The 24515-nt window shown below is 72.4% G+C and carries 27 protein-coding genes; 14 read left to right on the top strand and 13 right to left on the bottom strand.

Going from position 1 to position 24515, the window contains the following annotated elements:
• Positions 1–154: 154 nt before the first annotated feature.
• The 3 genes from F7R91_RS06820 to F7R91_RS06810 all read right to left on the bottom strand — a co-directional run bounded on the left by F7R91_RS06820 (position 155) and on the right by F7R91_RS06810 (position 2760).
• Positions 155–1171, bottom strand: a complete 1017-nt coding sequence (locus F7R91_RS06820) for an MASE1 domain-containing protein (protein WP_150945624.1) — start codon at positions 1169–1171, stop codon at positions 155–157.
• Entirely contained in the window at positions 1168–2010 is an 843-nt protein-coding gene (locus tag F7R91_RS06815; protein WP_150945509.1) for a PP2C family protein-serine/threonine phosphatase, read from the bottom strand. The genes F7R91_RS06820 and F7R91_RS06815 overlap by 4 nt, the downstream gene beginning before the upstream one ends.
• Before the next feature lie 162 nt (positions 2011–2172).
• The gene (locus F7R91_RS06810; RefSeq protein ID WP_225320544.1) at positions 2173–2760 is read right to left on the bottom strand and encodes a TetR/AcrR family transcriptional regulator; all 588 of its coding nucleotides are present in this window, start codon (positions 2758–2760) and stop codon (positions 2173–2175) included.
• Between the two features lie 122 nt (positions 2761–2882).
• Here F7R91_RS06810 and F7R91_RS06805 point away from each other — a divergent pair, with 122 nt between their 5' ends.
• Positions 2883–3314, top strand: coding sequence for a tautomerase family protein (locus tag F7R91_RS06805; protein WP_150945507.1), 432 nt, complete (start codon positions 2883–2885; stop codon positions 3312–3314).
• Between the two features lie 97 nt (positions 3315–3411).
• On the opposite strand, the gene F7R91_RS06800 is transcribed toward F7R91_RS06805, so the two are convergent.
• Positions 3412–4248, bottom strand: coding sequence for a hypothetical protein (locus F7R91_RS06800; RefSeq protein ID WP_150945505.1), 837 nt, complete (start codon positions 4246–4248; stop codon positions 3412–3414).
• Positions 4249–4474: 226 nt separating this feature from the next.
• Between F7R91_RS06800 and F7R91_RS06795 the strand changes: the two genes are divergently transcribed.
• Positions 4475–5191 carry a hypothetical protein gene (locus tag F7R91_RS06795; protein ID WP_150945503.1) on the top strand — a complete coding sequence of 239 codons (717 nt, stop codon included), beginning with the start codon at positions 4475–4477 and terminating at the stop codon, positions 5189–5191.
• Between the two features lie 72 nt (positions 5192–5263).
• Here F7R91_RS06795 and F7R91_RS06790 read toward each other — a convergent pair whose 3' ends face one another.
• Positions 5264–6178 (bottom strand): hypothetical protein, encoded by a 915-nt coding sequence (locus F7R91_RS06790; protein ID WP_225320543.1) that lies wholly within the window; start codon positions 6176–6178, stop codon positions 5264–5266.
• 209 nt (positions 6179–6387) lie between these two features.
• Here F7R91_RS06790 and F7R91_RS06785 point away from each other — a divergent pair, with 209 nt between their 5' ends.
• On the top strand, positions 6388–6786 hold the full coding sequence (locus F7R91_RS06785; RefSeq protein ID WP_150945501.1) for a luciferase domain-containing protein: 399 nt from the start codon (positions 6388–6390) through the stop codon (positions 6784–6786).
• A 90-nt stretch (positions 6787–6876) separates the two neighbouring features.
• Here F7R91_RS06785 and F7R91_RS06780 read toward each other — a convergent pair whose 3' ends face one another.
• The gene (locus F7R91_RS06780; RefSeq protein ID WP_150945493.1) at positions 6877–7476 is read right to left on the bottom strand and encodes a TIGR03086 family metal-binding protein; all 600 of its coding nucleotides are present in this window, start codon (positions 7474–7476) and stop codon (positions 6877–6879) included.
• Positions 7477–7621: 145 nt separating this feature from the next.
• Between F7R91_RS06780 and F7R91_RS06775 the strand changes: the two genes are divergently transcribed.
• Together F7R91_RS06775 and F7R91_RS06770 are read left to right on the top strand one after the other, a co-directional pair.
• Complete coding sequence (locus F7R91_RS06775) at positions 7622–7993, top strand: DUF6479 family protein (RefSeq protein ID WP_150945491.1); 372 nt, start codon at positions 7622–7624, stop codon at positions 7991–7993.
• Positions 7994–8075: 82 nt separating this feature from the next.
• Positions 8076–8264, top strand: a complete 189-nt coding sequence (locus F7R91_RS06770) for a hypothetical protein (protein WP_191971375.1) — start codon at positions 8076–8078, stop codon at positions 8262–8264.
• Positions 8265–8266: 2 nt separating this feature from the next.
• Here F7R91_RS06770 and F7R91_RS06765 read toward each other — a convergent pair whose 3' ends face one another.
• The gene (locus tag F7R91_RS06765) at positions 8267–8806 is read right to left on the bottom strand and encodes a DUF7144 family membrane protein (RefSeq protein WP_150945488.1); all 540 of its coding nucleotides are present in this window, start codon (positions 8804–8806) and stop codon (positions 8267–8269) included.
• 266 nt (positions 8807–9072) lie between these two features.
• Between F7R91_RS06765 and F7R91_RS06760 the strand changes: the two genes are divergently transcribed.
• The 3 genes from F7R91_RS06760 to F7R91_RS06750 all read left to right on the top strand — a co-directional run bounded on the left by F7R91_RS06760 (position 9073) and on the right by F7R91_RS06750 (position 11574).
• A complete protein-coding gene (locus F7R91_RS06760; RefSeq protein ID WP_150945486.1) occupies positions 9073–9546 on the top strand; it encodes an FxLYD domain-containing protein in 474 nt (157 codons plus the stop codon).
• Positions 9547–9557: 11 nt separating this feature from the next.
• Complete coding sequence (locus F7R91_RS06755; protein WP_150945484.1) at positions 9558–10682, top strand: aminopeptidase P family protein; 1125 nt, start codon at positions 9558–9560, stop codon at positions 10680–10682.
• 187 nt (positions 10683–10869) lie between these two features.
• Positions 10870–11574 (top strand): DUF4142 domain-containing protein, encoded by a 705-nt coding sequence (locus tag F7R91_RS06750; protein ID WP_150945483.1) that lies wholly within the window; start codon positions 10870–10872, stop codon positions 11572–11574.
• Between the two features lie 479 nt (positions 11575–12053).
• On the opposite strand, the gene F7R91_RS06740 is transcribed toward F7R91_RS06750, so the two are convergent.
• Entirely contained in the window at positions 12054–13031 is a 978-nt protein-coding gene (locus F7R91_RS06740; RefSeq protein WP_150945478.1) for a nucleoside hydrolase, read from the bottom strand.
• A 613-nt stretch (positions 13032–13644) separates the two neighbouring features.
• On the opposite strand from F7R91_RS06740, the gene F7R91_RS06735 reads away from it, so the two are divergent.
• On the top strand, positions 13645–14418 hold the full coding sequence (locus F7R91_RS06735) for a hypothetical protein (RefSeq protein ID WP_150945476.1): 774 nt from the start codon (positions 13645–13647) through the stop codon (positions 14416–14418).
• 15 nt (positions 14419–14433) lie between these two features.
• Here the strand turns inward: F7R91_RS06735 and F7R91_RS06730 are convergent, their stop codons facing one another.
• Both F7R91_RS06730 and F7R91_RS06725 read right to left on the bottom strand, forming a co-directional pair.
• On the bottom strand, positions 14434–14709 hold the full coding sequence (locus F7R91_RS06730; protein WP_150945474.1) for a hypothetical protein: 276 nt from the start codon (positions 14707–14709) through the stop codon (positions 14434–14436).
• 69 nt (positions 14710–14778) lie between these two features.
• Positions 14779–16122 carry a helix-turn-helix domain-containing protein gene (locus F7R91_RS06725; RefSeq protein ID WP_150945473.1) on the bottom strand — a complete coding sequence of 448 codons (1344 nt, stop codon included), beginning with the start codon at positions 16120–16122 and terminating at the stop codon, positions 14779–14781.
• A gap of 117 nt (positions 16123–16239) precedes the next feature.
• Here F7R91_RS06725 and F7R91_RS41880 point away from each other — a divergent pair, with 117 nt between their 5' ends.
• The 3 genes from F7R91_RS41880 to F7R91_RS06715 all read left to right on the top strand — a co-directional run bounded on the left by F7R91_RS41880 (position 16240) and on the right by F7R91_RS06715 (position 19789).
• Positions 16240–16416: a hypothetical protein gene (locus tag F7R91_RS41880; protein WP_191971374.1), complete on the top strand. Its 177-nt coding sequence runs from the start codon at positions 16240–16242 to the stop codon at positions 16414–16416.
• 40 nt (positions 16417–16456) lie between these two features.
• Positions 16457–17698, top strand: coding sequence for an amidohydrolase (locus tag F7R91_RS06720; RefSeq protein WP_150945471.1), 1242 nt, complete (start codon positions 16457–16459; stop codon positions 17696–17698).
• 99 nt (positions 17699–17797) lie between these two features.
• Positions 17798–19789 (top strand): Ig-like domain repeat protein, encoded by a 1992-nt coding sequence (locus tag F7R91_RS06715; RefSeq protein ID WP_150945469.1) that lies wholly within the window; start codon positions 17798–17800, stop codon positions 19787–19789.
• 13 nt (positions 19790–19802) lie between these two features.
• On the opposite strand, the gene F7R91_RS06710 is transcribed toward F7R91_RS06715, so the two are convergent.
• Together F7R91_RS06710 and F7R91_RS06705 are read right to left on the bottom strand one after the other, a co-directional pair.
• Positions 19803–20903, bottom strand: a complete 1101-nt coding sequence (locus tag F7R91_RS06710) for a hypothetical protein (protein WP_150945467.1) — start codon at positions 20901–20903, stop codon at positions 19803–19805.
• Positions 20904–20972: 69 nt separating this feature from the next.
• Positions 20973–22091 carry a PP2C family protein-serine/threonine phosphatase gene (locus tag F7R91_RS06705; protein WP_150945616.1) on the bottom strand — a complete coding sequence of 373 codons (1119 nt, stop codon included), beginning with the start codon at positions 22089–22091 and terminating at the stop codon, positions 20973–20975.
• A 223-nt stretch (positions 22092–22314) separates the two neighbouring features.
• On the opposite strand from F7R91_RS06705, the gene F7R91_RS06700 reads away from it, so the two are divergent.
• Positions 22315–22752 (top strand): hypothetical protein, encoded by a 438-nt coding sequence (locus F7R91_RS06700; RefSeq protein ID WP_150945465.1) that lies wholly within the window; start codon positions 22315–22317, stop codon positions 22750–22752.
• Between the two features lie 128 nt (positions 22753–22880).
• On the opposite strand, the gene F7R91_RS06695 is transcribed toward F7R91_RS06700, so the two are convergent.
• Complete coding sequence (locus tag F7R91_RS06695; RefSeq protein WP_150945463.1) at positions 22881–23378, bottom strand: SH3 domain-containing protein; 498 nt, start codon at positions 23376–23378, stop codon at positions 22881–22883.
• A gap of 178 nt (positions 23379–23556) precedes the next feature.
• On the opposite strand from F7R91_RS06695, the gene F7R91_RS06690 reads away from it, so the two are divergent.
• Entirely contained in the window at positions 23557–24492 is a 936-nt protein-coding gene (locus tag F7R91_RS06690) for a hypothetical protein (RefSeq protein ID WP_150945461.1), read from the top strand.
• The last annotated feature ends 23 nt before the right edge of the window (positions 24493–24515 follow it).

Below are 24515 nucleotides of genomic sequence, written 5' to 3'. Positions count from 1 at the left end.
GGCGATCTCCGTCATGTCCCGACATCCATCGCAGCGGCCGGTCCACGGTCGCGCTGTGCGGACACGGGGAGGGCTTTGCCCGGCCGCGCCGGCGTGCCGACGCACCGTCAGGACGGGCAGCCGCGCGGAGTACGAGGAGTACCGCGGGTGCAGTTCACGGACCTGGGCCGGCCCGGTGTTCGCTTCCGTCCGGGCGGGGGACCGGCCACTCGTCGAGTGTGACGTCCGCCTCCAGCCGGGACAGTGCCTCCGTCAGGCGTTCGCAGACCTCTTCGATCTCCTCGAAGGTGCGGTCCCGCTCGGTGATGATCGCCGAGAGCAGCAGGGCGGTCAGGGACACGGTGCCGTTGAAGGTCTGCAGGATGACCATCTGGGCGAGGAGGTCGTGGCCGTCGAACGGACCCGCCCCCTCGGCGCCCGCGGTGATGGCGATCACGGAGGCGGTCAGTACACACGGCGCGGCACCGGCCAGCTGGAAGCGGAGGCTCGCCCAGACGATGAAGGGGATGACGACGAAGAGGAGACTGACCGAGCTGTGGGTGGCCACCACGGTGACCGCCGCCGTGCCGGCCAGCAGGGCCACCGCCTCGGCCCAGCGCAGGGCCGGCACATCGCGGGGCCATCGGGCGAAGCGCAGGACGAGCAGGCACGGGGCGATGACCAGCACACCCATCGCGTCGCCCGTCCACCACACCGACCAGGTCGGCCAGAAATCGTCCGCCGTGAGCGCACCGGACGCCACCAGGGCGCTGACTCCGACCGTCGCGCTGATCAGCATCCCGCCCAGGGCGCCCAGGAAGACCAGCGCCAGAGCGTCCTGGAGCCGGTCGAGGGCGGGACGGAATCCCACCCGCCGCAGGAGGAGGCAGGCGCAGACGGGGGCGAGGGTGTTGCCGGCCGTGATGACGAGCACGGGGAGGATCGACGGCCCGAGCGTCACGTTCACCAGGAACGCGCCGAGTGCGATCCCCGGCCACATGCGAACGCCCCACAGCAGCAGGACGACGAGAGCGATGCCGGTGGGCGGCCAGAGCGGCGTGACCTGGCCCCGTACGAGCTCCTGCAGCAGCCCGAGCTTGCCGCTGCCGTAGTAGACGGCCGCGACGGCAGCGAGCCGGAGGCCCTCGGTGGCGTACCGCCCGAGCAACTGACCGTGCGCCGCGTCGGTCATACCTCGCACCGCCGCTGCTCCTGAAGCCCTCCGTGACGAAGGACGAGGACCGCGGCGTCGTCGCTGTGGCCGGTGAGATCGGCCACCTTGATCACCTCGGCGGCCAGTTCGTCCGGGCCGGTGCGGCAGACGTCGCCGGCCAGGTCCGCCACCCGCTTGAGGCCCTCCTCGATGGGGTAGCTGGGGCCTTCCACGACGCCGTCGGTGAGCAGCACGAACGCGCCCACGCCGGTCAGCAGCCGGCGGGTCGACGGGTAGCGCTCTCCGGCGCGGATGCCCAGCGGCAGACCGCCGTCGTTCAGGATGATGTCGCAGCGGCCGTCGGCCCGGGCCCAGACGGCCGGGACGTGCCCGGCGCGGGCGTCGGCCAGCTCGCCCGTGGCCGGGTCGTAGCGCAGGAACGAGCAGGTCACGAAGAGTTCCAGGTCCATGGCGACCAGCAGGTCGTTGGTGCGCCGGAGTATTTCCGCCGGGTCGGTGGTGGCGATCGCGACGGCGCGCAGACAGGTGCGGACCTGGCCCATGAAGGCGGCTGCCTCGACGTCGTGGCCCTGTACGTCCCCGATCACGAAGCCCACCGAGTCGTCCGCCATGGGGAAGCCGTCGTACCAGTCGCCGCCGATGTCCAGTCCGGCCCGCGCGGGTGCGTAGCGGCCGGCCGCCTGGAGGGAGGGCAGGACCGGCAGTTCGGCGCGGAGCACATGGCGCTGCAGGGCGGCGGCGAGCTCCACTCGGGCCTGCTGGAACTTGATCCGGTCCAGTATCTGGCCACTGAGCTGGGCAAGGGTGTCCAGGAGCTCACCGGCGTCACTGGCCGGGGAGGGGCGGCGTCGGGACATGGCATCACCACTCCGGGCGCTGTCGGAGTTGCGCCAAATGTCACATTCTCACGGCAGCCCGGCCATGAACAGCCGATCGGATGACGCAAGCGTGCTTATGACACCCGTCATAGAACCGTGCAAGGGGCACCCGGGTGCACCCCGGCAGCCGTCCTCGCCCCGTCACCCCTCGATCGCGTCCGCGATCAGCGCCTGGAGCTGCTGCGCCGCACGGTCCAGGGGCTCCGTCGTGCGCTTGGCGCGGCACATCGCCAACGCACCTTCGACCGCCGCGACGACCAGCGTCGCGAGCTGGTCGGCCCGCCGGGGGTCGGCGCCGTGGTCCCGGAGGGATGCCGCCAGCAGGGTCTCCCACTGGGCGAAGACCTCGGCCGCGGCCGCCAGGGCGGGCGGGATCTCGTCGGCCGGCGGCTCCTCGATGGAGACCGCCAGTACCGGGCAGCCGGCGTGGAAGTCGCTGTCGACGACGATCTTCCGCCACAGGGTGAGGAAGGCGCGCAGTCCGGCGACCGGGCCCGCCTCGAGTTCTCTGCGCAGGCTGCGGGCGACCCACTCGCCGGTGTGGCGGACGGCCTCCGTGGCCAGCTGCTGCTTGCCCTCGGGGAAGTAGTGGTACGTCGAACCCAGCGGCGCCTTGGCGTGCTTGGCCATCTCCCTGATGCTCGTGGCGCTCAGCCCGCGCCGACTGATCATGTCGGCCGCTCCGGCCACGATCCGCTCGCGGGACGGCGTGCTGTTGCTGCTGGACACCTGTGCTCGCTCTCGACGCTCGACTCTCGACCGCTGGCTATAACGATCGTCATAGTCTACCGTGACTCCTGTCTATAACGATCGTCATAGTGCGACGTCGTCGCCGAACCGAAGGAGCCGCCGTGCCGATGATCCGCCTGACCGTCCCGAACGGTGCCCTGACCGAGGAGGGCCGTACGACAGTTCAGCGCGAGCTGGCCGCCGTACTGCTGCGCTGGGAGGGCGCGCCCGACACCCCCTTCTTCCGCGCCCAGGCGTGGAGCTACCTCGTCGAGCTGCCCGAAGGGGCCCAGACCACCGCCGAGGACGAGGCACCCCGCTTCCTCGTGGAGGTCACCGTGCCCGAGGGTGCCCTGTCCGAGCGCCGCAGGGCCGGACTGGTCGAGGACGCGACCAGGACCGTCCTGACGGCCGCCGGGCTGTCCCCCCAGGACGCGCTGCGGGTGTGGGTGCTGGTCCACGAGCAGCCCGACGGCACGTGGGGCGCGGGCGGCTCCGTCGTCCGGTACGCCGATCTGGCCGCCCTGGCGCAGGAGCAGCGGGCCGATGCGTGAACCGACGTAAGTCGCCAGGCACACCGTCGAGTGGCGCGAGACCCCGGCCCGAAGCTCGGTCACGAGCTGCGGGCCGGCCTGTCACCGCCCTGAGCGGTCAGAGCAGTTCGCCGTCGGTGATCTTGGTAGCGATGCCGTTCTTGACCACCACTTCGGCCTCGACACCGGACTTGGCGGACGCCTGCAGGTCGGCCTCCTCGCACGGGGCGTCCACCTTCGAGCCCGCTTCGCCGCAGATCTCGCCGCCGCCCAGGATCACGGTGTCCTCGGCGACGTAGAAGACCTGCGCCTCGCCTCCGGAACCGTTGGCCGACGCACCGGAGACCTCGTACTTGCCGGGCGCCATGTACTTCACGATGCCGTACCAGGTGCCGTTGACACCCTTGCCCTTGTCGATGCCCTCCACGACCGTCTCTCCGGAGCCGGACGCCTTACCGGAGCCGGCGCCGGAGCCCGACCCGTTCCCGGAGTCCGAAGTGCCCGTGGAGCCGGAGGAGCCCGCGGAGGCACGCCGCTCCGTGACCTGGGTCGCGGTGCCGTCCTTCATCACCACGTCCGCCTCGACCGAGCGGCCGCCCTTGGTGGCGGCCTCGAGGTTCGCCTCCGTGCACGGGGCGTCCGCCTTCGAGGCGGCGTCGCCGCAGATGGTGCCCGCACCGTAGATCTTGGTGTCGTCCGCGATCCAGAACTGCTGGTCCTGCTTGCCGGGCACACTGACGACGTACGTGCCCTGCGCGAGGTACTCCACCGTCCCGCCCGCGAAGGTGCCGCTGACCCCCTTGGCCCCGGCCTTCTTCGCCGCGGCGGTCGCGTCAACAGCGTTGGAGGCCTTGCCGGCACCGGCGCTGTCGCCCTGGCCGCACGCGGTCATCAGCATGGCGCCGCCCACGAGCGCGGCGGAGACGATGAAGGCCTTGCGACGGTTGCGGATCATGGGTCAAGTCCCCTAATTGGTCGGCTTGTTGAGGCGGCGGCGGGTCCGGCGCCCTGGTGCTCGGTCGATCAGGAGGAGGGGGGCGGGAACCCGCGCGGATGCCTCGGTCTTCGACCCGGGACAGCGCCGTCACCGTCCGGTGACATGAAGAGGAACCGTTTCACGGCGACCCGATCTCGGAGCCTCTCGTTCACACGGGAGAGAGATACGAGAGCTCGGAGACCTCGTGAAGCCATCCACGCGGACGATCACCCTGCTGCCGGCCGTCCAGGACGAGCCGCCCTGTGTGGTGATCTCCCTGGACCGCGTACGAAGCCGTCGGCTGCTGAGGGCCGCGCGCCGCACACAGCTGCTGCCACCGGTGGTCAACTCCTGGGGCACGCTGCACGCCTATGGACAGCTGCTGACCCGGCGGCCGCGCCCGCTGGCGGTCCTGGACGTGCCGGACGAGGGGTGCGCGCAGGAACTGGCCCAGCGGGTCTGCATTCTAGGGCGGCTGGCGCCCCTGACGGTTCTCGCGCCCGAGGGCACCTGTCCCGCGACGCTGCTCGAAGCCGGTGCCACCAACGTCCTGGACCGCGGTATGCCGATCGAGGAACTGGCCGCCCGGCTGACGGCGGATCAGCGATGGGCCGCACGGAACGAACCGCACACCTCACGGCTGCGGGGACCCGAACCACTGCCTCAGCAGGCTTCGCAGAGAGTCCTGTTGAGCCTCATCCTCGCCGACCCCCGGCCCTGGTGCTGTCATGAGCTGACCCTGCTGCTGGGCTCCGCCGAGCAGCCGCTGACCAGGGCCGCGCTGCGTGCGCGGATGTCGAGGCTGGACCCGCACCTCGCCCGCCTCGGACTGGCCCTGCACAGGACCGGCGGCTGGGGACGCTTCACCTACACGGTCACACCGTCGACCGATCCCGGCCCTGCCTCACGTCGGGCGGCCTGAGGAGGTGGCGCCTGAAGAAGGGGCGCCTGAGGAGGTGGCGCCTGCACGCCTTCGACCGGCCTCCCGCCCCCGTCACCGTGCCAGGGACTCGGCGTCCCCCATGACGATCACCGGGTGCCGGTCGGGGTCGAGCGCGCGCAGGAGGTGTCGTATGTGGTTCCGCTGCAGGCTCACACAGCCGTGCGTGGGTCCGCCGTGATCGATGTGCAGCCGGATGCCTCCGCCCCTGCCCGCGCCGAGCGGGCGGGTCCGGTCGAGGGGTGAGGTTCCGGGCTTGCGGTTGTAGTCGATCGCCACGACGTGGTCGAAGGAGCCCGCGAGCGGTTCTTCGGCGAAGCCGGTACCGCCGATCGTGAAGCCGCCCGAGCGGTCGTACGGCAGCTCGGTGCCGGGGTCGGGGAGGAGCCCGCCGGCGTCGGTGAGCGTGAACACGCCGATGGGGGAGCGGAGATCGCCCGCGTGGTGGTCGTCGGTCCAGCCCTCGCGGGCGTTGTGGGCGGGCCAGATCGGTCCCGCCTCCCAGCCGTCACCGGTACGCCGGTACAGCACGGTCCGCAAAGTCGAGGAGTTCCTGCCCTCTCCGGTGACCAGGACGACCTGGCGGGCGTCCGCGGGGATCTTCGCCAGGGTCCGTGGACCCAGCCCGGGCAACCGCTCCGGGAGGACCCGCGCCGTGGACCTCGCGGTGGACATCGCGGTGGGCGTCGCAGTGGGCGTCGCGGTGTCCGTGGGGGGCTGCGGGGGTCTGGCCTGTGTCGTGCCGACGCCCGGCGACGCAACTGCCGGTGGAAGGATGTCGTCGTCGGACGTCCGCACGCCCGTCCCCGTTCCCACGCATCCGGCGAGCGTGACGGTGAGGGCGAGGACGGCGGCCGCTGTCAGCAGCCGGGCGGGCCGGCTGAGCGGGCGACGGGCCGAGGGAGCCGTGATCATCACGTGGCGGAACCCGCCTTCCACCGGTCCCACGGCATGGTCCAGCCGTTGCATGAGGTCTCCGTACGCGTCGAGCGGCACGTCCCACCCGGTCGTGGGACGGCGGCCCAGCCTGGCGCCCGGATATGAGGAAGTTGTCAGGGAGCGGAAGGGCCTCCGGCCACAGCCCCGAGGGCGGGGCGACAGGGGTGGCACGCCGAACGCCCTGGTTACATTTCCCTCAACCTCTGGTTGCGGGGCGATGAGCAGGTGAGTATGGGGCCATGACTCTGGCCGAGCGTGCCTTGGAGCGACTGGAAGTCTGGCCCGACCTCAGTGCGGGCCCGTCCAGTTGCGGTGCCGGGCGGGCTCTTCGCTCCGTCCACAGTGAGATCGTCCACTTCCACTCCGGTCGGGACGTCGACCTGCATCTCACCGTCCCGGCCATAGAGCGGTTCCACGCCGACCTCGTGGCGTCGACCGCGGTACGGCTGGTACCGGGGTCCCGGTGGGTCACCATCCATCTCGACTGCGACGCGGACGTGGACCTGCTGATGAGCCTGGTCAGCGTGGCCCTCAAGGCCCACCTGGCACAGGGGCCCGGCGAGGGGCCGCACCTCGCCTCGTGCAACTTCCACCGGGTCACGGTGATGCCGCGCGACCACGCGGACGAGCACGGCTGAGCGCTCCGCCGGAAGTGCCGCGATGCGTCGTCGGCCGTCTGCGGCGCCATCGTGGCCGGTCGCGCAGTTCCCCGCGCCCCTTCAGGGCCGTCAGAGCGGGCGCCTCCACGACGGGTCGCGGCCCGCGAGGCCGAGGGCGCGGTGAAACAGCGGGGCCGTGGGGGCTACGGCGACCTCGGGGCCGTATACCCCGTACTTCCTGGCCATGTCCGCCCGCCCTGCGACGTCCTCGTACAGCGCCGCGGCGAGTTCGTCGTCCAGGTGCAGCGTCTGTCCGGTGGCGACCGCCAGGTCCCAGCCGTGCAGCAGCCACTCGCCCAGGACGATCCCGCCGATGAAGGGCGCCGGCATCGTCCGTCCGCCGCCGGTCATCGACGTCTCGCCCTGCCAGGCCCGCGGCTCGCTCCAGAGGGCGGCGACGGCAGCCGACCGCGCGGCGTACGCCTCGGCCCAGCCCGGCTCCGCCGTGAAGTCATGGCCTTCCGCCACCTGGTCCGGCAGGTCCTGCGAGGACTGCTTGAGTCCCGCGGCGTATCCCCGTACGACGGTCTGGAAGATCAGGTGGTTCACGAGTGCCCCGACCGTCATCGCGGGGCACGGAGTGGGCGCGTCGAAGTCGTCCGGTCCGACGGCGCGCACGACGTCCACGGCCGTGTCCGAGGCCCGGACCATCAGGGATCTCAGCTCCATGTCATCACTTCCCCGCTGCTCGTCAGGCCACGGTAGGCAGGCCGCCGGCGATGTCTCTTGAAGAAACGCGACACCCAGGAAGGTGCGGAATCCGAGAGTCCGACGGGGCACTCGCCATTCCACCCGATCGGACGATAATCGGACTATGAGTACCGCGACGTTTGAACTAGCGGCCACGTCGAGCGACGTACTCAACGTGGTAGGCGCCTTTCTCGGTGGCCTGTTCATCGCAGGTGCACTCGTCTGGGCCGTGAGCCTGGGCATGAAGGTCCGCGACGAGGAACTTCCGCGCCCCAACCCGGACGAGCAGCCCAGGCTGCCCGAGACCGGCGCGGTCCACGAGATCCGGGAGATACGCGAACCGGACGACGTCCCGGTCGCGGCGGACGAGACGGAACGGCTCATGCCGTACCAGCTCCACCATTCGGGATCCAAGCGAGGGAAGGACCAGCACCGACGGCGCTGGCTGCCCGGATCCAGCGGATCCTTCGGCAGCGGCGGGATCGGGCACACGTAACCCCCGGCCCCGGAAAATCCGGGCGACGGGCCCGCCCCCGATGGCACGCTGTACGGCACCTGATCGAGGGGGGACCTGCGCGGTGGGCAGACGGCGTTACGTGGCCAGAGGCGTGCCCGGCGGCTACCGCATCTGGGACAACCATGGGCGCCGCTGGTGGGGCGACCTCTACGAGCTGTGCCCGGACGACCTGCTGGCCGAGCTCAACGGCAAGGCGGACCCGGCGCGGATCTCGGCCCAGCTCAAGCGGTACCGGGCGCTGAAGCGGTAGGGCTACGCCCTGTGCGACGGGCCCCGAGGCGTGGAGCTGGTGGGCATGGCCGCCGGCGGGCGGTGATGCGCCAGCGCCCAGATCACGAAGACGTAGACGGCGATCATGATCACCGACCAGACGGGCGCGTACGGCAGGAACAGGAACTGCATGATCATGCCCAGGGACGCCATGAAGATGCCGGTGACGCGGGCCCAGGGAGCGCCCATGAGGATGCCGGCGCCCGAGGCCGCGGCCACGACGCCCAGAACGAGGAGGATCACACCCCAGCCGGTGAGGTTGATCTCGTAGACGTAGTCGCCGACACCGGCGTACACGTCGTCCTCGGCGATCGCGGAGATGCCCTGGAAGATCGCCAGGATGCCGTTCATCAGCAGCAGGACACCGGCGAAGACGGTGCCTCCCGAGGCCCAGCCGCTCTCGGCCGTCTCCGGGCCGTAGAGGCCGGCCTCGGTCTCCTGGGCGGTCTGCCGTTGGCCCTGGGCGGTCTGCCGTTGGCCCTGGCCGGTCGGCGGCTGCGTAGCGTGCGGCTGCTGGGTCATGCCGTACCCCATTCTCCCGGGGCGGGCGGTCGTGAACCCCGTCCGCCCGAGTGTCGTCGGTGCTTCGACCATCCGGCCGGTCGCGTACGGCCACCACGGGGGCGGGGCCGTTCGGGTGACGCCCGGCATGCGGCCCCACCGCTGCCGATCTTCACTGGGACGGGGACGACTCAAGAAACACTGGAGGCGAGATGACGGGTCATCGTCCACGCCGGACTCCCTACCCGATTCCGCGCCGGGCATCGGTCGGCGCACTGACTGCGGCCATGGCGGCCGCGGCCCTCGCGCTGGCCGGCTGTTCCGACGGCGAGAGTCCGTCGAGCGTGGTGAGCAGGGCCGAGTCCGCGGCCCGGTCGGTGGGCGGGGAGGCGACCGCCGCCGCGTCCTCGCTCGCGTCCGAGGCCTCGGAGGCGATCGCGTCGGCGACGGCGGAGGCGGGGCAGAAGCTCGACGACATCAAGGGCGGTGTCGACGCGAAGGGCTCCATCACGCTCGGCAGCCCGGACACCGACAGCGGCGGACGTACGACGGTGCAGGTCACCGCCGAGAACACCACCGACTCGGCGAAGTCCTTCACGGTCCAGGTCAACTTCACCGACCAGAACGGCAAGCTCCTCGACGTCGCCGTCCTCACAGTGTCCGACGTACCGGCCGACGGCTCCGGCAAGGCCACCGCCCGCAGCAACCGCACCCTGTCCGGCGAGGTGAAGGCGGAGGTGGCACGGGCGGTGCGGTACTGAGAGGCCAGACCATGACCGACACTCCCGCGGCCTTCACCGAGCAGGACCACGCGGCCCGTATGGCCCGTGCCGCCCGCGACGCGGCCGCCGCCGGGCTCACCGGGCTCCTGGTCACCCCCGGCCCGGACCTGCTGTGGCTGTGCGGCTACCGGCCCACGGCGGTCACCGAGCGCCTCACCCTGCTGGTGCTGGCCCTCGACGCCGAACCCCGGCTGCTGGTACCGGTCCTGGAGCGCCCGGACGCGGAGGCCGCACCCGGGGCGGGCGCCCTGCGCATCTCCGCCTGGAGGGACGGCCAGGACCCGTACGCCGCGGCCGCGGGCCTGCTCCGCCCGCACGGTCACTACGGCGTCTCCGACTCCACCTGGGCGCTGCACCTGCTCGGCCTTCAGGAGGCGCTGCCGCTGACCACGTACCGGCCGCTGACCGTCGCGCTGCCGATGCTGCGCGCGGTCAAGGACGAGCACGAGCTGGCGAGGCTCGCGGCGGCGGGTGCGGCGGCGGACGCGGCGTACGAGGAGATCCTGTCCGTACGATTCGCCGGGCGCCGTGAGCGGGACGTGGCCGCCGACCTGGACCGGCTCTTGCGCGAACACGGCCACAGCCAGGTCGACTTCACCCTGGTCGGCTCCGGGCCCAACGGCGCCGACCCGCACCACGACGCGGGCGAACGCACCATCGGGGACGGCGACATGGTGGTCCTGGACTTCGGCGGACTGCGCGAGGGCTACGGCTCCGACACCACCCGCACCGTCCATGTCGGCGAGCCGAGCAAGGAGGAGCGCGCCGTCCACGACCTCGTGCGCTCGGCCCAGCAGGCCGCCTTCGAGGCCGTGCGCCCCGGAGTGACCTGCCAGGAGATCGACCGGGTGGCCCGCGCGGTGATCGCCGACGCCGGGTACGGCGCGTACTTCGTGCACCGCACCGGCCACGGCATCGGGGTCACCACGCACGAACCGCCGTACCTGGTGGAGGGCGAGGAACAGCCTCTCGTCCCCGGGATGTGCTTCTCCATCGAGCCCGGCATCTACCTCCCGGGCCGCTTCGGGGTGCGCATCGAGGACATCGTGACGTGCACCGAGCACGGCGGGCGCCGTCTCAACAACACCCCGCACGAGATGGCGATCGTGAGCTGAGGCAGGTACGGCACGGCGGCACAGCGGCGCAGTGTCTCCACCGTCCAGATCACTTTTTACCAAATCAAAAGGTTTCCGGCGCTACCTCGTCCGTACTTCTGTACGTCCGACCCCGCCTGCCGGCGGGACCCTCGACCGGGCAGGAGACACGGTGCGCTTTTCGCGGAACGCGACGGGAACTCTCTTCGTGGGCGGAGCCCTCAGCATGACTCTCGTCGCACTGGCCTACCCCTCGATGCTCGGCGTCAACGTCGTCTCCAACTCCCCCGACCGGGTCATCTCCCAGACCCAGTGGGGGCCGCTGACGGAGGCGGACCGGGACTTCGTGGTCAAGGTGCGCGCGGCCGGGCTGTGGGAGTACCCCGTGGGCCAGATGGGGCTGCAGAAGGGCACCTCGAAGGAGGTCAAGATCGCGTCCCAGCACCTGGTCGACGGACACGCCGCGCTCGACACGACCTGCCGCAAGATCGCCCCGATGCTCAACATCACCCTGCCCAACCTGGCGAGCCCGCAGCAGCAGGGGTTCGTCTCGACGCTGAACTCGGGCGCCAAGGGGGAGCAGTTCGACCGGGACTTCGCCAACATCCTGCGCATCACGCACGGTTCGATCTTCAACACGGTCGCGAAGGTCCGCTCCACCACCAAGAACTCGCTGGTGCGTCAGCTGGCCGACCAGGCCAACAACACGGTCCTGGACCACATCACGGTCATGGAGAAGACCGGCCTGGTCGACTTCGACCAGGCGCTCTTCCAGCAGACCACCCCGCCGAAGCTGCCCCAGGACGACATGACCCCACCGCCCCCGGCAGCCGGTCAGCCCCAGGTGATCCTCACCCCACCCCCCAACAGCACGGAAAGCCCGACCCTGTCGACGGGTCCGAACCAGGGCTGAGGGCGGTCACGAGCCGAGCCACCCGTTGGCACCCGGCTCCGCCCGGCGGCCCGCTGCTCAGCACGTCTCTGGACGACGGCGGCACGACTTGCCCAGCGGATCAGTGACACACCGTCGGCCACCGCTTGGGCGGCGGGGGCGTGGTCGCCGCCCAGCAGCCCGGCGCACTCGAAGTCGCGGGCCCGGCCGAGCTGGTCCTGCCGGGCGTACAGCGCGCGGGGCGCCCAGGGAACCGCGGCCTCGGCGACGGCCCTGCGGGGCAGGCTGTAGAGCTGAGATGCCGTCGACGAGCACCCCGCTCCCGTCCGCCTCCGCATCGACCTCCGCCCCGGCCCCCACGCCGCACGGCAGTGGCGGCGATCTCGCGGAGACCGGCGGGAGCGGCAGCACCGGCCCGATCGCGATCGCCGCGGCAGCGTTCCTCGCGGGCGGCGCGGTGATCGGGGTGTCGACGCGCGATCCGCTCCTGACGGGTGGTCCTAGACCGGCCCCGGTATCCCCTCCACCGTCGTCAGGTACAGCTTCGCGAAACGTTGCACGTCCACGTCCAACGCCACGTCCACGAGGGCCTGTTCGCGTTCGCCGGCGTGGATCCCGGACCCGCCGGGGCGCGCCCTGCGGTCGACGATCGTCTGGCCGCGCCCCGGGCCGGGAGCGAGGTTCACCTCGACGGGCAGCAGCCGGGTGCTGATGCCGGCGGGGTCGGCCACCGCGCACACCGCGCCCGCGTCGCCGAGCCCGCCGGCCGGGTCGTCGCCGTCGGACTCGGGTGCGGAGGGCCGGTGGGCCAGCAGCTCACCGGCCAGCCGGACGGCCGGATCCCCGCTCGCGCGCAGCCGCCGTACGTCCGTGCCCGGCACGACGACCCGCTGGAACACATCCAGGCCGTACATGGTGATCGGCACCCCCGCGGTGAGCATGATCGCGGCGGCCTCCGGGTCGTGCCACACGTTGAACTCGGCGACCGGCGTGGCGTTTCCGGTCGCCACCGCGCCGCCCATGAACACGATCCGCTCGATGTTCCGCACCACCTCCGGGTGAGTCCTGAGCAGCAGCGCGATGTTCGTCGGCGGAGCCGTGGGAATCAGCGTGACCGGACGCGGGGAGGCGAGGATCTCGCGCCGCAGCAGCGTCACCGCGTCCACGTCGGCCGGGGTGCGGGCGGGCGCGGGCAGGCCGAGGTCGCCCATGCCGTCCTCTCCGTGCACATGCCGGGGCGCGCGCGCGGGCTCGACCAGCGGGCGCTCGGCACCCCGGGCGACCGGGACGGGCGGGGCACCGGCCTGCTCCAGCACGGTCAGGGTGTTGCGGACGACCCCGTCCACATCGGTGTTGCCCGCCGCGCAGGTGACCGCGCGCAGGTCGAGCGCCGGGTGGCGGACGGCGAACAGCAGGGCCAGGGCGTCGTCGACGCCGGTGTCGCAGTCGATGATCACCGGGATGGGCCGACCGGTCACGGCGGACTCCTCTCGCTGGGCGCTGCACGGGCGCCGCGCGACGCGGACGACGCGCTGTGCAAGCGACCTTACGCATCCGGCCGGAGTCCGGCGCCGCGCGCCTGGACAGAGGCCGAGATACGCCGCAGAGGGTCCACGGCGGTCAGGCTCACCGTGCTCCCGCTCACCGATACCGATCACGGATCACCGATGACCGCGCGGAACGGCACCAAGCCCCCCGCCCAGACCCGGGCACCGAGGCTGCCGCGCCCCGGCCTGGCGAGCTCGGCCCGCAGCCCGTGCCCGGATGCGCCCGCACGCGCCGGCGAGCGTCCGCGGCACGGTGCAGGCCGAGGGGCCGGAGGCGGCGGGCGCAGCCGCCTGCCGCACCAGCGCCTCCGCCCGCTCCCGTTGCTCCTCCGACACGGGCAGCAGGACCGGCTGCACGGGCGCGAGCCAGGCCGGGAACGCTCCGCCCGTGACAACGGCACGGACGGGCCCGCGACCGGATCTCCCGTCGTCCGCGGAGGTGCCGGTAACCCGGACGGCCCGTCTCGCTGGTGGCCGGCCCCGCCCGGTGGTGCCGTTGGAGCACGTACTCGATCTTGAGCAGTCTCTCTCCACGGAGGCCACCTTGACCCCGTCCCCGACCCGCACCGTCCTCGTCTCGGTGCTCTCCCTCACCGCGCTGCTGGCCGCCGCCTCCGGCTGTTCCCTGGGCGCCTTCGCCGAGCGCCCGACGGCCGACTCCCCGACGGGCGGGCCGTCCGACCCCGCCGCCTCCCCGGCCGGCGCCCCGAAGCTCACCGAGGCGCAGGCGCAGGCCGCGCTCATCACCCCGGCCGATCTGGGGGACCCGTGGGTACCGACGCAGGGTGCCGCGACCTGGCGGGACGGCCTGCTCAAGGCGGCGTCGGACAACCCCGGCTGCCAGGGGCTGCTCGACGCGGTGTACACCGAGGAGCTGTTCGGCGCGGGCGCCCGGACCCGCGCGGCGACCGGCCTCGACGACGGACTGGACGGGGCCCAGCTGCGCTACCAGATCCTCACCGCCGGTCCGGCCGTGGACCGCACGCTGGCCTGGCTGAAGACACTGCCCGAGAAGTGCGGGCAGTTCACGGCCATGGCCACCGGGGGCTATGTGCAGTCCGTCGAGGTCGCCGAGGCGACGCTGCCGGCGGTGGGCGACGCGCGACAGGGCCTGCGGATCACCCTGACCGGAGAGACCGAGGACGGCGAGCTCACGGAGCTCACGGTGGATGTCGCCGCCGTCCGCGTCGGCGACGACGCGATCGCCCTCACCAACGGCGGCCTCGGCCATGTCGCGTCGGACGTGACGCAGCTGGCCGCACACCTCGGGGCCAGGCGCCTGGAGGAGGTCCGCAAGCAGGGGAGGGTCCAGGTCTGAGCCGCCGGGCGGCCGTCAGCCCAGCTTGTCGACGGCCTCCTTGGCCTCCTTCAGGCCCGCCCCGGTGACCTCCCGGTACATCTTGACCGCCTCGATCGTCCTGCCGTCCCGTGCCAGCGCGGCCACCTCGTCCATCCTCGGGTACTGCAGGCTCAGTCCCAAGTGGTCGAGGACCAGGTCGAGTTTGCGTTCGACGCGATCCGCCTGCCGCTTGACGCGGGAGATCCTGCTGTCGAGGCCGACGATGCCCACGAGCACCGCGAGACCCACGAAGGCCGCCAGTATGTCCATGGCCCAAGAGCATAGGGGCGACGGCGCCCGCGGCGTCCGGACGCCTTACGGACGCGCCGTCGGGACGCCTCACACAGGAGGCTGCGCGGGTGCGGGCCCGAGGGTGGTCGTGCCGGGTGCCGTGCGGTGTCCGAGCCCCGTCCGGTACGCGTCCAGCGCCGCCTCCACCCGGCCGGTGCGCCGCAGCAGATCCCCCAGCATCCGGCACAGATCGGCCAGATCACCGGCGGCTCCGGCGCGCTCCAGCAGACTCAGCGCGCGTACGTAGTGCTCCTCGGCGGCCTCGGTGTCCCGGGCGTCCTCGGCGATGATGCCGAGGAGCCGGTGCGCGGCGGCGGAGTGCAGGGCGCCGCGCTCGGGACTGAGGTCGCTGAGCACCTGGCGCAGCAGCCCGGCGGCCTCCTCGGATCTGCCCAGCCGGTGCAGTACGTCGGCCAGCTCGACGGCGACCTGACTGGAGTACAGGGCGGCCCGCCGGGCGGTGAGCATGGTGAGCGCCTTCCTCAACTCGCCTTCGGCACGCTCAAGTTCGCCGTTCTGCGCAGACACGTACCCGCGCATCCAGTGACAGTTGGCGAGCTCGGTACGGAGCTGGAGCTGGCGGTAGAGCTCGGCGGCCTTGGCGAGCGAGGCGTCGGCCTCGGCGACGCGGCCCTCGGCGATCAGCGTCCGGGCGACGGACCGGTGCATACGGGCGACCAGCGCCGGGTCACCGGACTGCGGAGCGAGCGCGAGGGCGAACTCGGCGGCCTGCGCCGCCCGGGCGTGCGCGCCCATGTCCATGTACGGCCCGATGACGCCGGTGTAGAGCAGAAGCAGCGCGTCCGGGTCGTGCAGGCCGCCGCGGTTCAGCTCGTCCAGGGTGGACTCCAGCAGATAGACGGCGTACCGGAGTTCGCCGGCCAGGTAGTGGGAGACGGCGCGTCCGCGCAGGGCCGGGACACGGGCCGGCAGCGGCGCCTCGGCGAGCGCCCGCTCGGCCCGCTCGAAGTACCGCCGTGCCGCCGTGAGCTCGCCCGTGTCCAGTCCGCACTCGCCGAGCCCGAGCAGCGCGGTGGCCTGCACCTCGACGAGGTCGTGCGCCTCCGCCTCGGCGAGCAGCGCGGTGTACTGCTGTGCCGCCTCCTCGGCCTCGCCGGTGGCGTGGGTCCGCTGGGCCTCGGTCAGCCGCAGCCGCAGACCGGTGACGAGGTGGGCGGGCCGCCCGGTCGTCAGCTCCTCGAAGGCCACCCCCAGCCGCTCGGCGAGGTGCCGCAGCGCGTCGTCGGAGGGCCGCACCCGGCCGGACTCCAGCGTGGAGACGTAGGCGGGCGTGTAGGCGGGTTCGGCCAGCTGCTTCTGTGTCAGTCCCCGTGCGACCCGCAGCTGCTGCACCCGGTGCCCGATCGTCACCGGGTCGTCACGGTCGGACATGGGCCAACTCCCCCTGTGGGTCTTGCCGTTCGGGTTCGGCTGCCCCTAGGTTAAACGGCGTATTAAACGTGCTTAACACACCCTTGCTGTTGTTGCTGCCGTTACTGCGAGGTTGCCGTGCTCGAACGCACCAGCACCATCGGGCGTTACACCAGAGGCTTCGCCGCCGCGGTCGTCGCCGTCGCGGCCCTGATCCTGGCATCCAACTCGGGCCCGGCGAAGGCCGCGGAGGGACCGCCCCTCCAGGGGGAGCAGGTCGAGTCCCCCGTACTGCCGGACGGCCACGGCTGGTGAATCCCCCTCCCTCGGCCGCAGCTGTGCGTACGCTGCCTGCGTGACCTCTCCCGCCGCCCGCGCCGCGCTGGACCTCACCGCCGGTCTCCCGGTCCCCGACCTGGAGGACTTCTACCGGGACCTGCACCGCCACCCCGAACTGTCGCTGCGCGAGCACCGCACGGCCGGAAAGCTCGGCGACCGGCTGCGCAAGGCCGGTTACGAGACCGTGGACGGCATCGGCGGCACCGGTGTCGCCGGGCTGCTGCGCAACGGCGACGGACCGGTCGTGCTGCTGCGCGCCGACATGGACGCGCTGCCGGTGCAGGAGGAGACCGGGCTGCCGTACGCCTCCGGGACACCGGGGCTGATGCACGCCTGCGGGCACGATCTGCATGTGACCTGGCTGGCGGGCGCGGCGGACGCCCTGGCCGCCGGGCGGGACGCCTGGTCGGGGACGCTGCTGGTGGTGGGGCAGCCCGCCGAGGAGACGGGGATGGGCGCCGCCCGCATGGTGGCCGACGGCCTGTACGAACGTTTCCCGCGCCCGGACGTGCTGCTCGCCCAGCACGCGGTCCCGGGGCCCGCCGGGCTGTACGGCCACACCCCGGGCCTGATCCTCTCCGCCTCCACGGACATCGACATCGTGGTGCACGGTGTGGGCGGGCACGGCTCACGGCCGGAGTCGGCCGTCGACCCGGTGGTGACGGCGGCGTTCCTGGTGACCCGGCTGCAGACCGTCGTCTCGCGCGAGGTCGCCGGGCGCGAGGCGGCCGTGCTGACCGTCGGGCGGATCGAGGCGGGCACCCGGGCCAACATCATCCCCGCCGAGGCCCGGATCTCCCTCAACCTCCGCACCCAGTCGGAGCCGGTCCGGGAGCGGATGATCGCGGCGGTGGGGCGCATCGCGGCCGGGGAGTGCGCGGCGGCCGGCTGCCCGCGCGAGCCCGAGGTCGTCGTCGGCGAGTCCTTCCCGCTCACCGTCAACGACGCGGAGACCGACCGGCGGGTGGCCGCCGTGCACGGCGAGGTCTTCGGCGCGGCGAGCGTCCTCGACCCGGGCCCGGCGATGGCCAGCGAGGACTTCCCGCATCTGGCCCCGGACGGACTGCCGTACGCCTACTGGTTCGTGACGACCACTCCGCACGGCGTGTGGGACGCGGCGCCCGGCGACGAGCTGCCGCAGAAGCTGGCGGCCGTGCCCGGCAACCACAGTCCCCGTTTCGCCCCGGATCTGTCGACCGTGGCACCGGGCGTACGGACGCTGGTGTCGGGGGCCCTGACGGTGTTGTCGGTGACATGACTTAGTCTTCACTCACTCGCCACGCGCGGCTCACGGGTTCCACACGACGGCCGCCCGGTGGCGCCAACTTGCTTTTCGATCCGGGGGGTTCGAATCAGCGTGCGCAGACGCACTCTCACGGCGGCCACATCTCTGGCCGTCCTCTTCAGCTCGGTGGTCCTGCTCGCCGCACCGGCGTCCGCGGACTCCGCCAAGCTCCTGCCGATCAAGTCGGCGGGCGATGTCGTGGTGGACGGGGCACACCAGCGGATCTTCATCAGCGACCCGTACCAGGGCAAGATCGTCGCCACGGACTACCGCGGAACCGTCGTCGGCTCGGTGACCTCGCTCCCGGGCGTCGACGGCCTTCAGCTGTCCGCCGACTCGGGCACGGTCTACGCGGCCTCGCCGGGCGCCGACGCGATCGTGGCCGTCGACACGGCCTTGGTCCAGGAGACCGAGCGCTACGCCACGGGCGAGGGCACCGACCCGGCCCATCTCGCCCTGGCGGGCGGCAAGCTGTGGTTCGGCTACGGCACCAAGGAGCACGGCTACATCGGCTCCCTGGACGTGTCGGGCACCGAACCGGTGGTGGCGCTGGACCAGGACCCGGACACCACCTACCCGGGCGCCCCGCTGCTCGCCTCGACGCCCGGCGCCCCGAACACCCTGGCCGCCGCGGCACCGGAGTACTACGGCTCCTGGCTCGGGGTGTACGACGTCACGAGCGGCACCGCGACCCGCACCGCGCGCGCCGGCGGCTCGGGCTCCGACCTCGGCTCGACCTCCGACCTCGCGTTCACCCCGGACGGCAGCCGGCTCATCACGGCCAACCCGGGCAACCAACACCGCGTGTGGCAGACCTCGGACCTCACCCAGGTGAGCACCTACACCACCCAGCACCACCCGAGCTCGGTCGCGATCGCCGCGGACGGCACGCTCGCCGCCGGCACGGACGCCCCGTACGACCCGTCGCTGTTCATCTTCAACCCGGGCACCACGACCGCGGTCCGCACCTACACCTGGCCCGACACGGACACCATCAGCGGCTACGACGAGCTGGGCGACGCCAACCTGGCCTGGGAGCCCGGCGAGACGGCGGGCCGTCTGTTCGCGGTGACCCACAACCACGAGAGCGAGTACACCCTCCGCGTCCTCACCGACGCCCCCAGGTCCAAGCCGGTCCTCACGGTCGACGCGCCCGCCAGCGCCGCCCGCGCCAGGACGCTCACCGTCAAGGGCACGCTCACCGCGACGCTTCCGCTGCCCGCCGGGACGCCCCTGGACGTCACCCGCTTCGACCTGGAGTCACCGGACGGCAAGTCCCTGGGCACCAAGTCCCTCGGTTCGGGCGGCAAGTTCTCCTTCACCGACAAGCCCCCGGCCGGCGGCAAGGTCAAGTACAAGGTGACGTACGCCGGTGACGCCACGCACACCCCCGCATCCGCCGCGGACACCGTCGCCGTCTCGCGTGCCAAGCCCGCGCTCACGCTCAACAACAACGGCAAGAAGTACGCGTACGGCGCGGACGCGAGGTTCACCGCCCACCTCGGGACGACGTACAAGAACCGCACGGTCGAGATCTGGGCGGACCCGTTCGGCCCGGACAAGCCGAAGAAGCTGGTGAAGTCCGGCCGGGTCAACTCGAACGGCAACCTGTCCGTCACCCTCGACCTGCGGCGGGACACCAAGGTCACCGCGAAGTTCGCGGGCGACGCCCGCTACCGGCCGCGGTCGGTGTCCAGCACGGTCGGCACCCGCGTGAAGGTCTCCACGGCGGTCGGCCGCCACTACACGACCCGGAACACGTGGGGCCACACCTACTACTACTTCCACAAGTCCAGGAACCCGCTGTTCACCACCACGATGACGGCCTACCCGCACCGTGAGCAGCGGCTGCAGTTCCAGGTCTACTACCAGGGCACCTGGTACGACGGCGGCTCCAAGTACTTCCCGCTGAGCTCCGCGGGCGTGTCCAAGGTGGAGCTCACCGGCACCCACGACACCGGCTGGCGCTTCCGCGTCCGCTCCTCGTACATCGACTCCACTTCGGGCGACAACGTGAACTCCACGACGCACGGGGCCTGGAAGTACTTCTACTTCACCAACTGACGGCCGGCCTGCGTCAGCTCTGTGTCTGGAGCTGACGCAGCTGCCGGTGCACATGGTCCAGGGCGCCCTGCCGGCGCCCTGGCACCCGGGCACGCAACTCGGCCAGCGCAGCCCCCAGTTCACGTGCCTGCGCCGGATCGGCGATCCGGCCCCACTGGTGGTGAGCCCGGTCCACAGCCGTCTCCACGCCGGGCGCGTCCGGCGCCTGCCCCGCGGACAGCCGCGCGGCGGCCACCGCCAGCCAGGTACGGCAGCTGCGGACCGGGTCCCCGGCGAACATCGCGAGATCCGCACGGACTTCGGTCCAGTGCAGTGCCGCTTCGGAACCGGCCCCGTGGGCGTGGGCGGCGGCCTGTTCGTGCGTTGCGGCGAGCGCGTCGGCCTCGGAGTGCCGGCCGACGGCGACCAGGGCGGAGATGACAGCGTGCGGATCACCGTCCGGGCGCCGGCCGGCATCCACGGGCCCCCCACGTACATTCACCCCAACCCCCGGCGCCGAGAAAACGATGTCCGCATACGCCTCGCTGCCCAGCCGGGCCAACGCCTGCTGATGCAACTGCTCCACCGGCGGACGCCGTCCACTGCGCAGAATCGTCGCGACCGCCTTCATGTACGCCGGCACGGCCACCGTACGGCGTCCCGGCGGCGGTGCGATCCGCCCGTACACCGCGTTGTTGCGGCCCGAGTCGAGGGGCTGGGTGCGCAGCCGCTCCCAGGTCTCCGGGTCGGCGTGCAGGTCGAGGAGCAGGGTCGTGGTGCCCGGGGCGCGCAGCCGCAGTTCCTCCCGGATCCAGTGCCAGGGCAGGGCGGTGTAGCGGAGCGAGGCGGGTGTCGTGCGGGCCAGCGCCAGATGGGGCAGATGCTGGCGGCGGTCGAGCTGGAGCTGGCCGGTGACGAAGACGGTGAGCGGCCCGGGGGCCGCCGCGGCGGCACGCAGCCGGGTCAGCACGGCCTGCGGCTCCAGCGGGTCGGCGAGTTCGACGACGTTCGCGGTGTCGGTGCCGGACAGCACGGCGGGCGGAACCGCCGCGAGGACGGGAAGCACGGACGCCGCGTCCACCAGGCACCCCTTGCCGGCCGGTGAGGCGGCGAGCAGCAGCACGGTTCCGGGCATCGGTCCCTCCCCATCCCCCGTCGATCACGTATGGCAGCACCGTAACCGGTGCGGCTGCAAAGGGGGGTGTCATGGCCGCAAACGTCCGGGCACCGTGTCACCGGTGGCGGTCTGCCGTACGGCGAAGATCGTGGTGTCGTCGGCCAGATGTCCGCCGCAGTGGCGGAGCGTGCCGTCCCGTACGAAGGCGACCAGGCTGCCGGGGTCGGCGACACCCGGGTCGGCGGCGACGGCGCGGGCCACCTCGTCGGCGAGCGGGTAGAACTCGCCGTCGCCGTCGCGGGCTTCGGACACACCGTCGGTGGTCAGGAGGAGGGTCGTGCCCGGGGCGAGAGGCATCCGGCGCACGGGGGGAGGCCCGTCGGCGGCGAGTTCGCCGAGGCCCAGCGGAAGGCCGTCGCCCGGCGGCAGGGCGCGTACACCGTCGGGGCCGACCAGCAGCGGGGGCTCATGGCCGAAGGCGACGAGTTCCAGACCGCCCGGCTCCGGGAAGCCGAGCAGCACCGCGGTGGCAAAACGGTCGCCGTCGGCATGGCCGAGCGAGACCGTGTGGACGCGGTGGCGCAGCATCCGGGTCTCCAGGCGCCGGGCGACGGCCGACAGGTCCGCCTCGTGGTAGGCGGCCTCGCGGAAGGTGCCCAGCAGCGCGGCGGCCGCCTCGACCGCGCCCAGCCCCTTGCCCTGGACGTCGCCGAGGAGGACGCGGGTGCCGTGCGGGCCGGGCTGGATGTCGTAGAAGTCGCCGCCGACGCGGGCCTCGCTGTCGGCGGCGAGGTAGACGGCCGCGTGGTCGAGACCGCCCCAGCCGGACGGAAGGGGGCGCAGCACGGTACGGCGGGTGGTCTCGGCGACGTCCTGGATGTGCAGCAGCCGGCGTTCGTCCCGCACCCGGACCGCGCACGCGAGGACGGCCAGGACGCCGCCGACGGCGAGCAGGACGAAGTCGGGCAGCCCCGTCTGGTACTCCTCCGGCCAGGCGGTGTCGGCGAGGGCATAGGTGACCAGCGCGAGCACGGCGAACGCGGCCGTGCCCCGCACCCCGCAGATCGCGGCGGCGATGCCGGGCACCAGCACCATCCAGGAGATGATCCGGAAGTCGGCGCCAGTGTAGACGTCCAGCAGTGCGATGGCGCCGAGCAGCACCAGCGGCGGCACCCAGGCGACGCTCCGGCCACGGATCCGCAGCATCCGCCGGCGCCGCAGCAGGGCGTCCTCGTCCCCGCCCGGCGACAGCAGTTCCACGAGGTCAGCGAACCACGGGGGGTCACGGCCCGCACCCGGGCGGAACCGGGCGGAAACCCGATCGCGCCGAGTGCGCCGACGGCGGAAACGGTGTGTTCCGTCGACTTGCCACGGCCTGTTCGCAGGTGTGCTCTGGTAGGCGGGGGCGAGGAGAGAGAGGAGCGCTCTCATGGCTCATGCTGCACCCGTGACCCGCCGAATGATCCCGGCCCGCACGCCCGACGTCTTCGACCAGCGGGCCCACCAGATCGCAAGGATCGGCATACCCGTCGCGCTCGGGCTCGTCTACGGCTACTGGTGCGCGGCCAACCGGCGCGACGGCGGGCCCATCACCGGCTGGAACCTCCTGTTCGGCTTCGTCACCACGATCGTGTTCATCGTGCTCTGCCTCGCCGTGGCGACCTGGGCCCCGCTGCTCAAGCGCGAACTGCACGCCATCGTGAAGTCCGGCTTCGCCGGGGCCTGCATCGGTTTCCTGTACAGCCAGACCGGCGAGAGCGTCTTCAGTTCCGCGGTGCTCGGACTGGTGGTCGCGGCAGCCATCTTCGTCGTGTTCTTCTACCGCTACTACACGCGCGAGGACGCGGTGGGAAACCGCATCCGCTGACTCAGGGGGTTCGCAGCGGCAGCGTATGGGCCCCGGCACGAGCGCCGGGGCCCATACTTCCCTCATCCCTCCACTCACCGGACGACCGGGAGCCAATACCGGTCACCCGACGAGGATCCGGACGCCTCTCAGCCCCACGAGCCCGAGACGCTGAAGGAGACGGTGACCGAGACGGCCCAGGTCTCCTTCCACGCCGGGTCGTTCCAGTCGGCGTTGTCCCAGTGGCCGCTCTTCCATCGCGGACAGGGGTCCGCGCAGGTCGGCACCCAGTGGCCGCCGGTGTCGACGAACGCGGCGCTCACCCAGCCCTGGAAGTCGGGGAGCCAGAACCAGTCCGGGTTGCCGTTGACGCTCTGCCCGCGGACCATGCACTCGATACGGATCTTGGTGCCGGGCGGGAGCCGGTCGACGGCGGACGAATGGGTGGTGGGCGCGGCCCTCACGTTGAGCGCGCTGCCGGAGACGACGATGCCCGGGATCGGACGGCCGGATCCACCGCTGCCGTGTCCGTCGGCGTAGGCCGGCGGGGTCGCGGCCGCCGCCGTGGTGCCCACCGCCGCGGTGAGGAACGTACCGCCGGTCAGCAGGGCCGCGGCCAGGATCCGCAGAGCCGGAGTGGTGCGCATGATCGGCCTCCTCTCCCCAGAACCAGGAAACACCCGTTCGGGTGAACCCTCCACCGGAGAGCGGAGTCCCCGGTCATGCCAAGGGTCCGCGCCCGGGCCCGCCCGTTCGGCTTGACCCATGCGCCCGAATGCAGGCGCCCGGCTCGCCCGCCCCGCGCCCGGACCGTTGCCTGAAAGGGTGCCTCCCCGTCTCCGGAGCGCCCTGTCGGCCGCACTGATCGCCCTGGCCTGCCTCCTCGTGCCGTTCGGCGCCCTGGCGGGCTGGGCGGTGTACGGGCTCGCCGACACGGGCCGGTACGTCGCCACGATGGCGCCGCTGTCCGCCGACCCCGGCGTGCGGGACGCCGTCGTGGACACCGTCGGCGCCGGGCTCCTGCACGAGGTGGACGACAGGACGGACGTACGGCCGCTGCCGGGCACCGTGCGCCCCTTCGTACGGGACGCGGTGCGGTCGTTCACCCGGACCGAGGCCTTCCGCACGGCGTGGGACGAGGGAAACCGGGCCGTCCACGGCGCCGTACTGCGCGCGCTGCGCGACGACGGCCACCGCCGCGAGGTGACCGTCGACCTGGCCCCCGTGACCGCCCAGGTCAAGGCCCAACTCACCCACGACCACATGCCGTTGGCAGGCCGCATCCCCGTCGAGCACATCGAGGTCGCCGTGCTCCCGGCCCAGGACCTGGCCCGGCTCCGGAAGGGATACCACGTGCTCGACGTCGCCGGACTCTGGCTCCCGCTCGCCACCGCCGTGCTCGCCACCGCCGGGATCGCCGTCGCGACCTGCCGCCGCCGCGCCGTCACGGCGACCGCGCTCGGCACGGCCCTGGGCGGCGCCCTGCTCGCCCTCGCCGTCGCAGTCGGCCGCCGTCTCACCCTCGCCGACCTGCCCGACGAGACCCGCCGTCCCGCCGTGGGCGCGGTCTACGACGCCCTCACCGCCACGTTGCGCACCGTCTCCTGGCTGCTGGTCGCCCTGGGCCTGACGGTGGCCCTGCTCGCCCGGCTCACCGACCGGTACGGACATCTCGTACGACGCCGGCGGTCACGCCCTGTCACCGCGGCCCCGTCGGCGGCCCTGTCCCGGCAACCATCCGCCCCGCCGCCCCGTCTTTGAGGGAGAATTCGGTCATCGCACCG

It is taken from the genome of Streptomyces luteolifulvus (genome assembly GCF_008806595.1).
Taxonomy (GTDB): Bacteria; Actinomycetota; Actinomycetes; order Streptomycetales; family Streptomycetaceae; genus Streptomyces; species Streptomyces luteolifulvus.
Note: the sequence above shows the minus strand (reverse complement) of the source record. Positions and strands in the feature narration are given on the sequence as shown.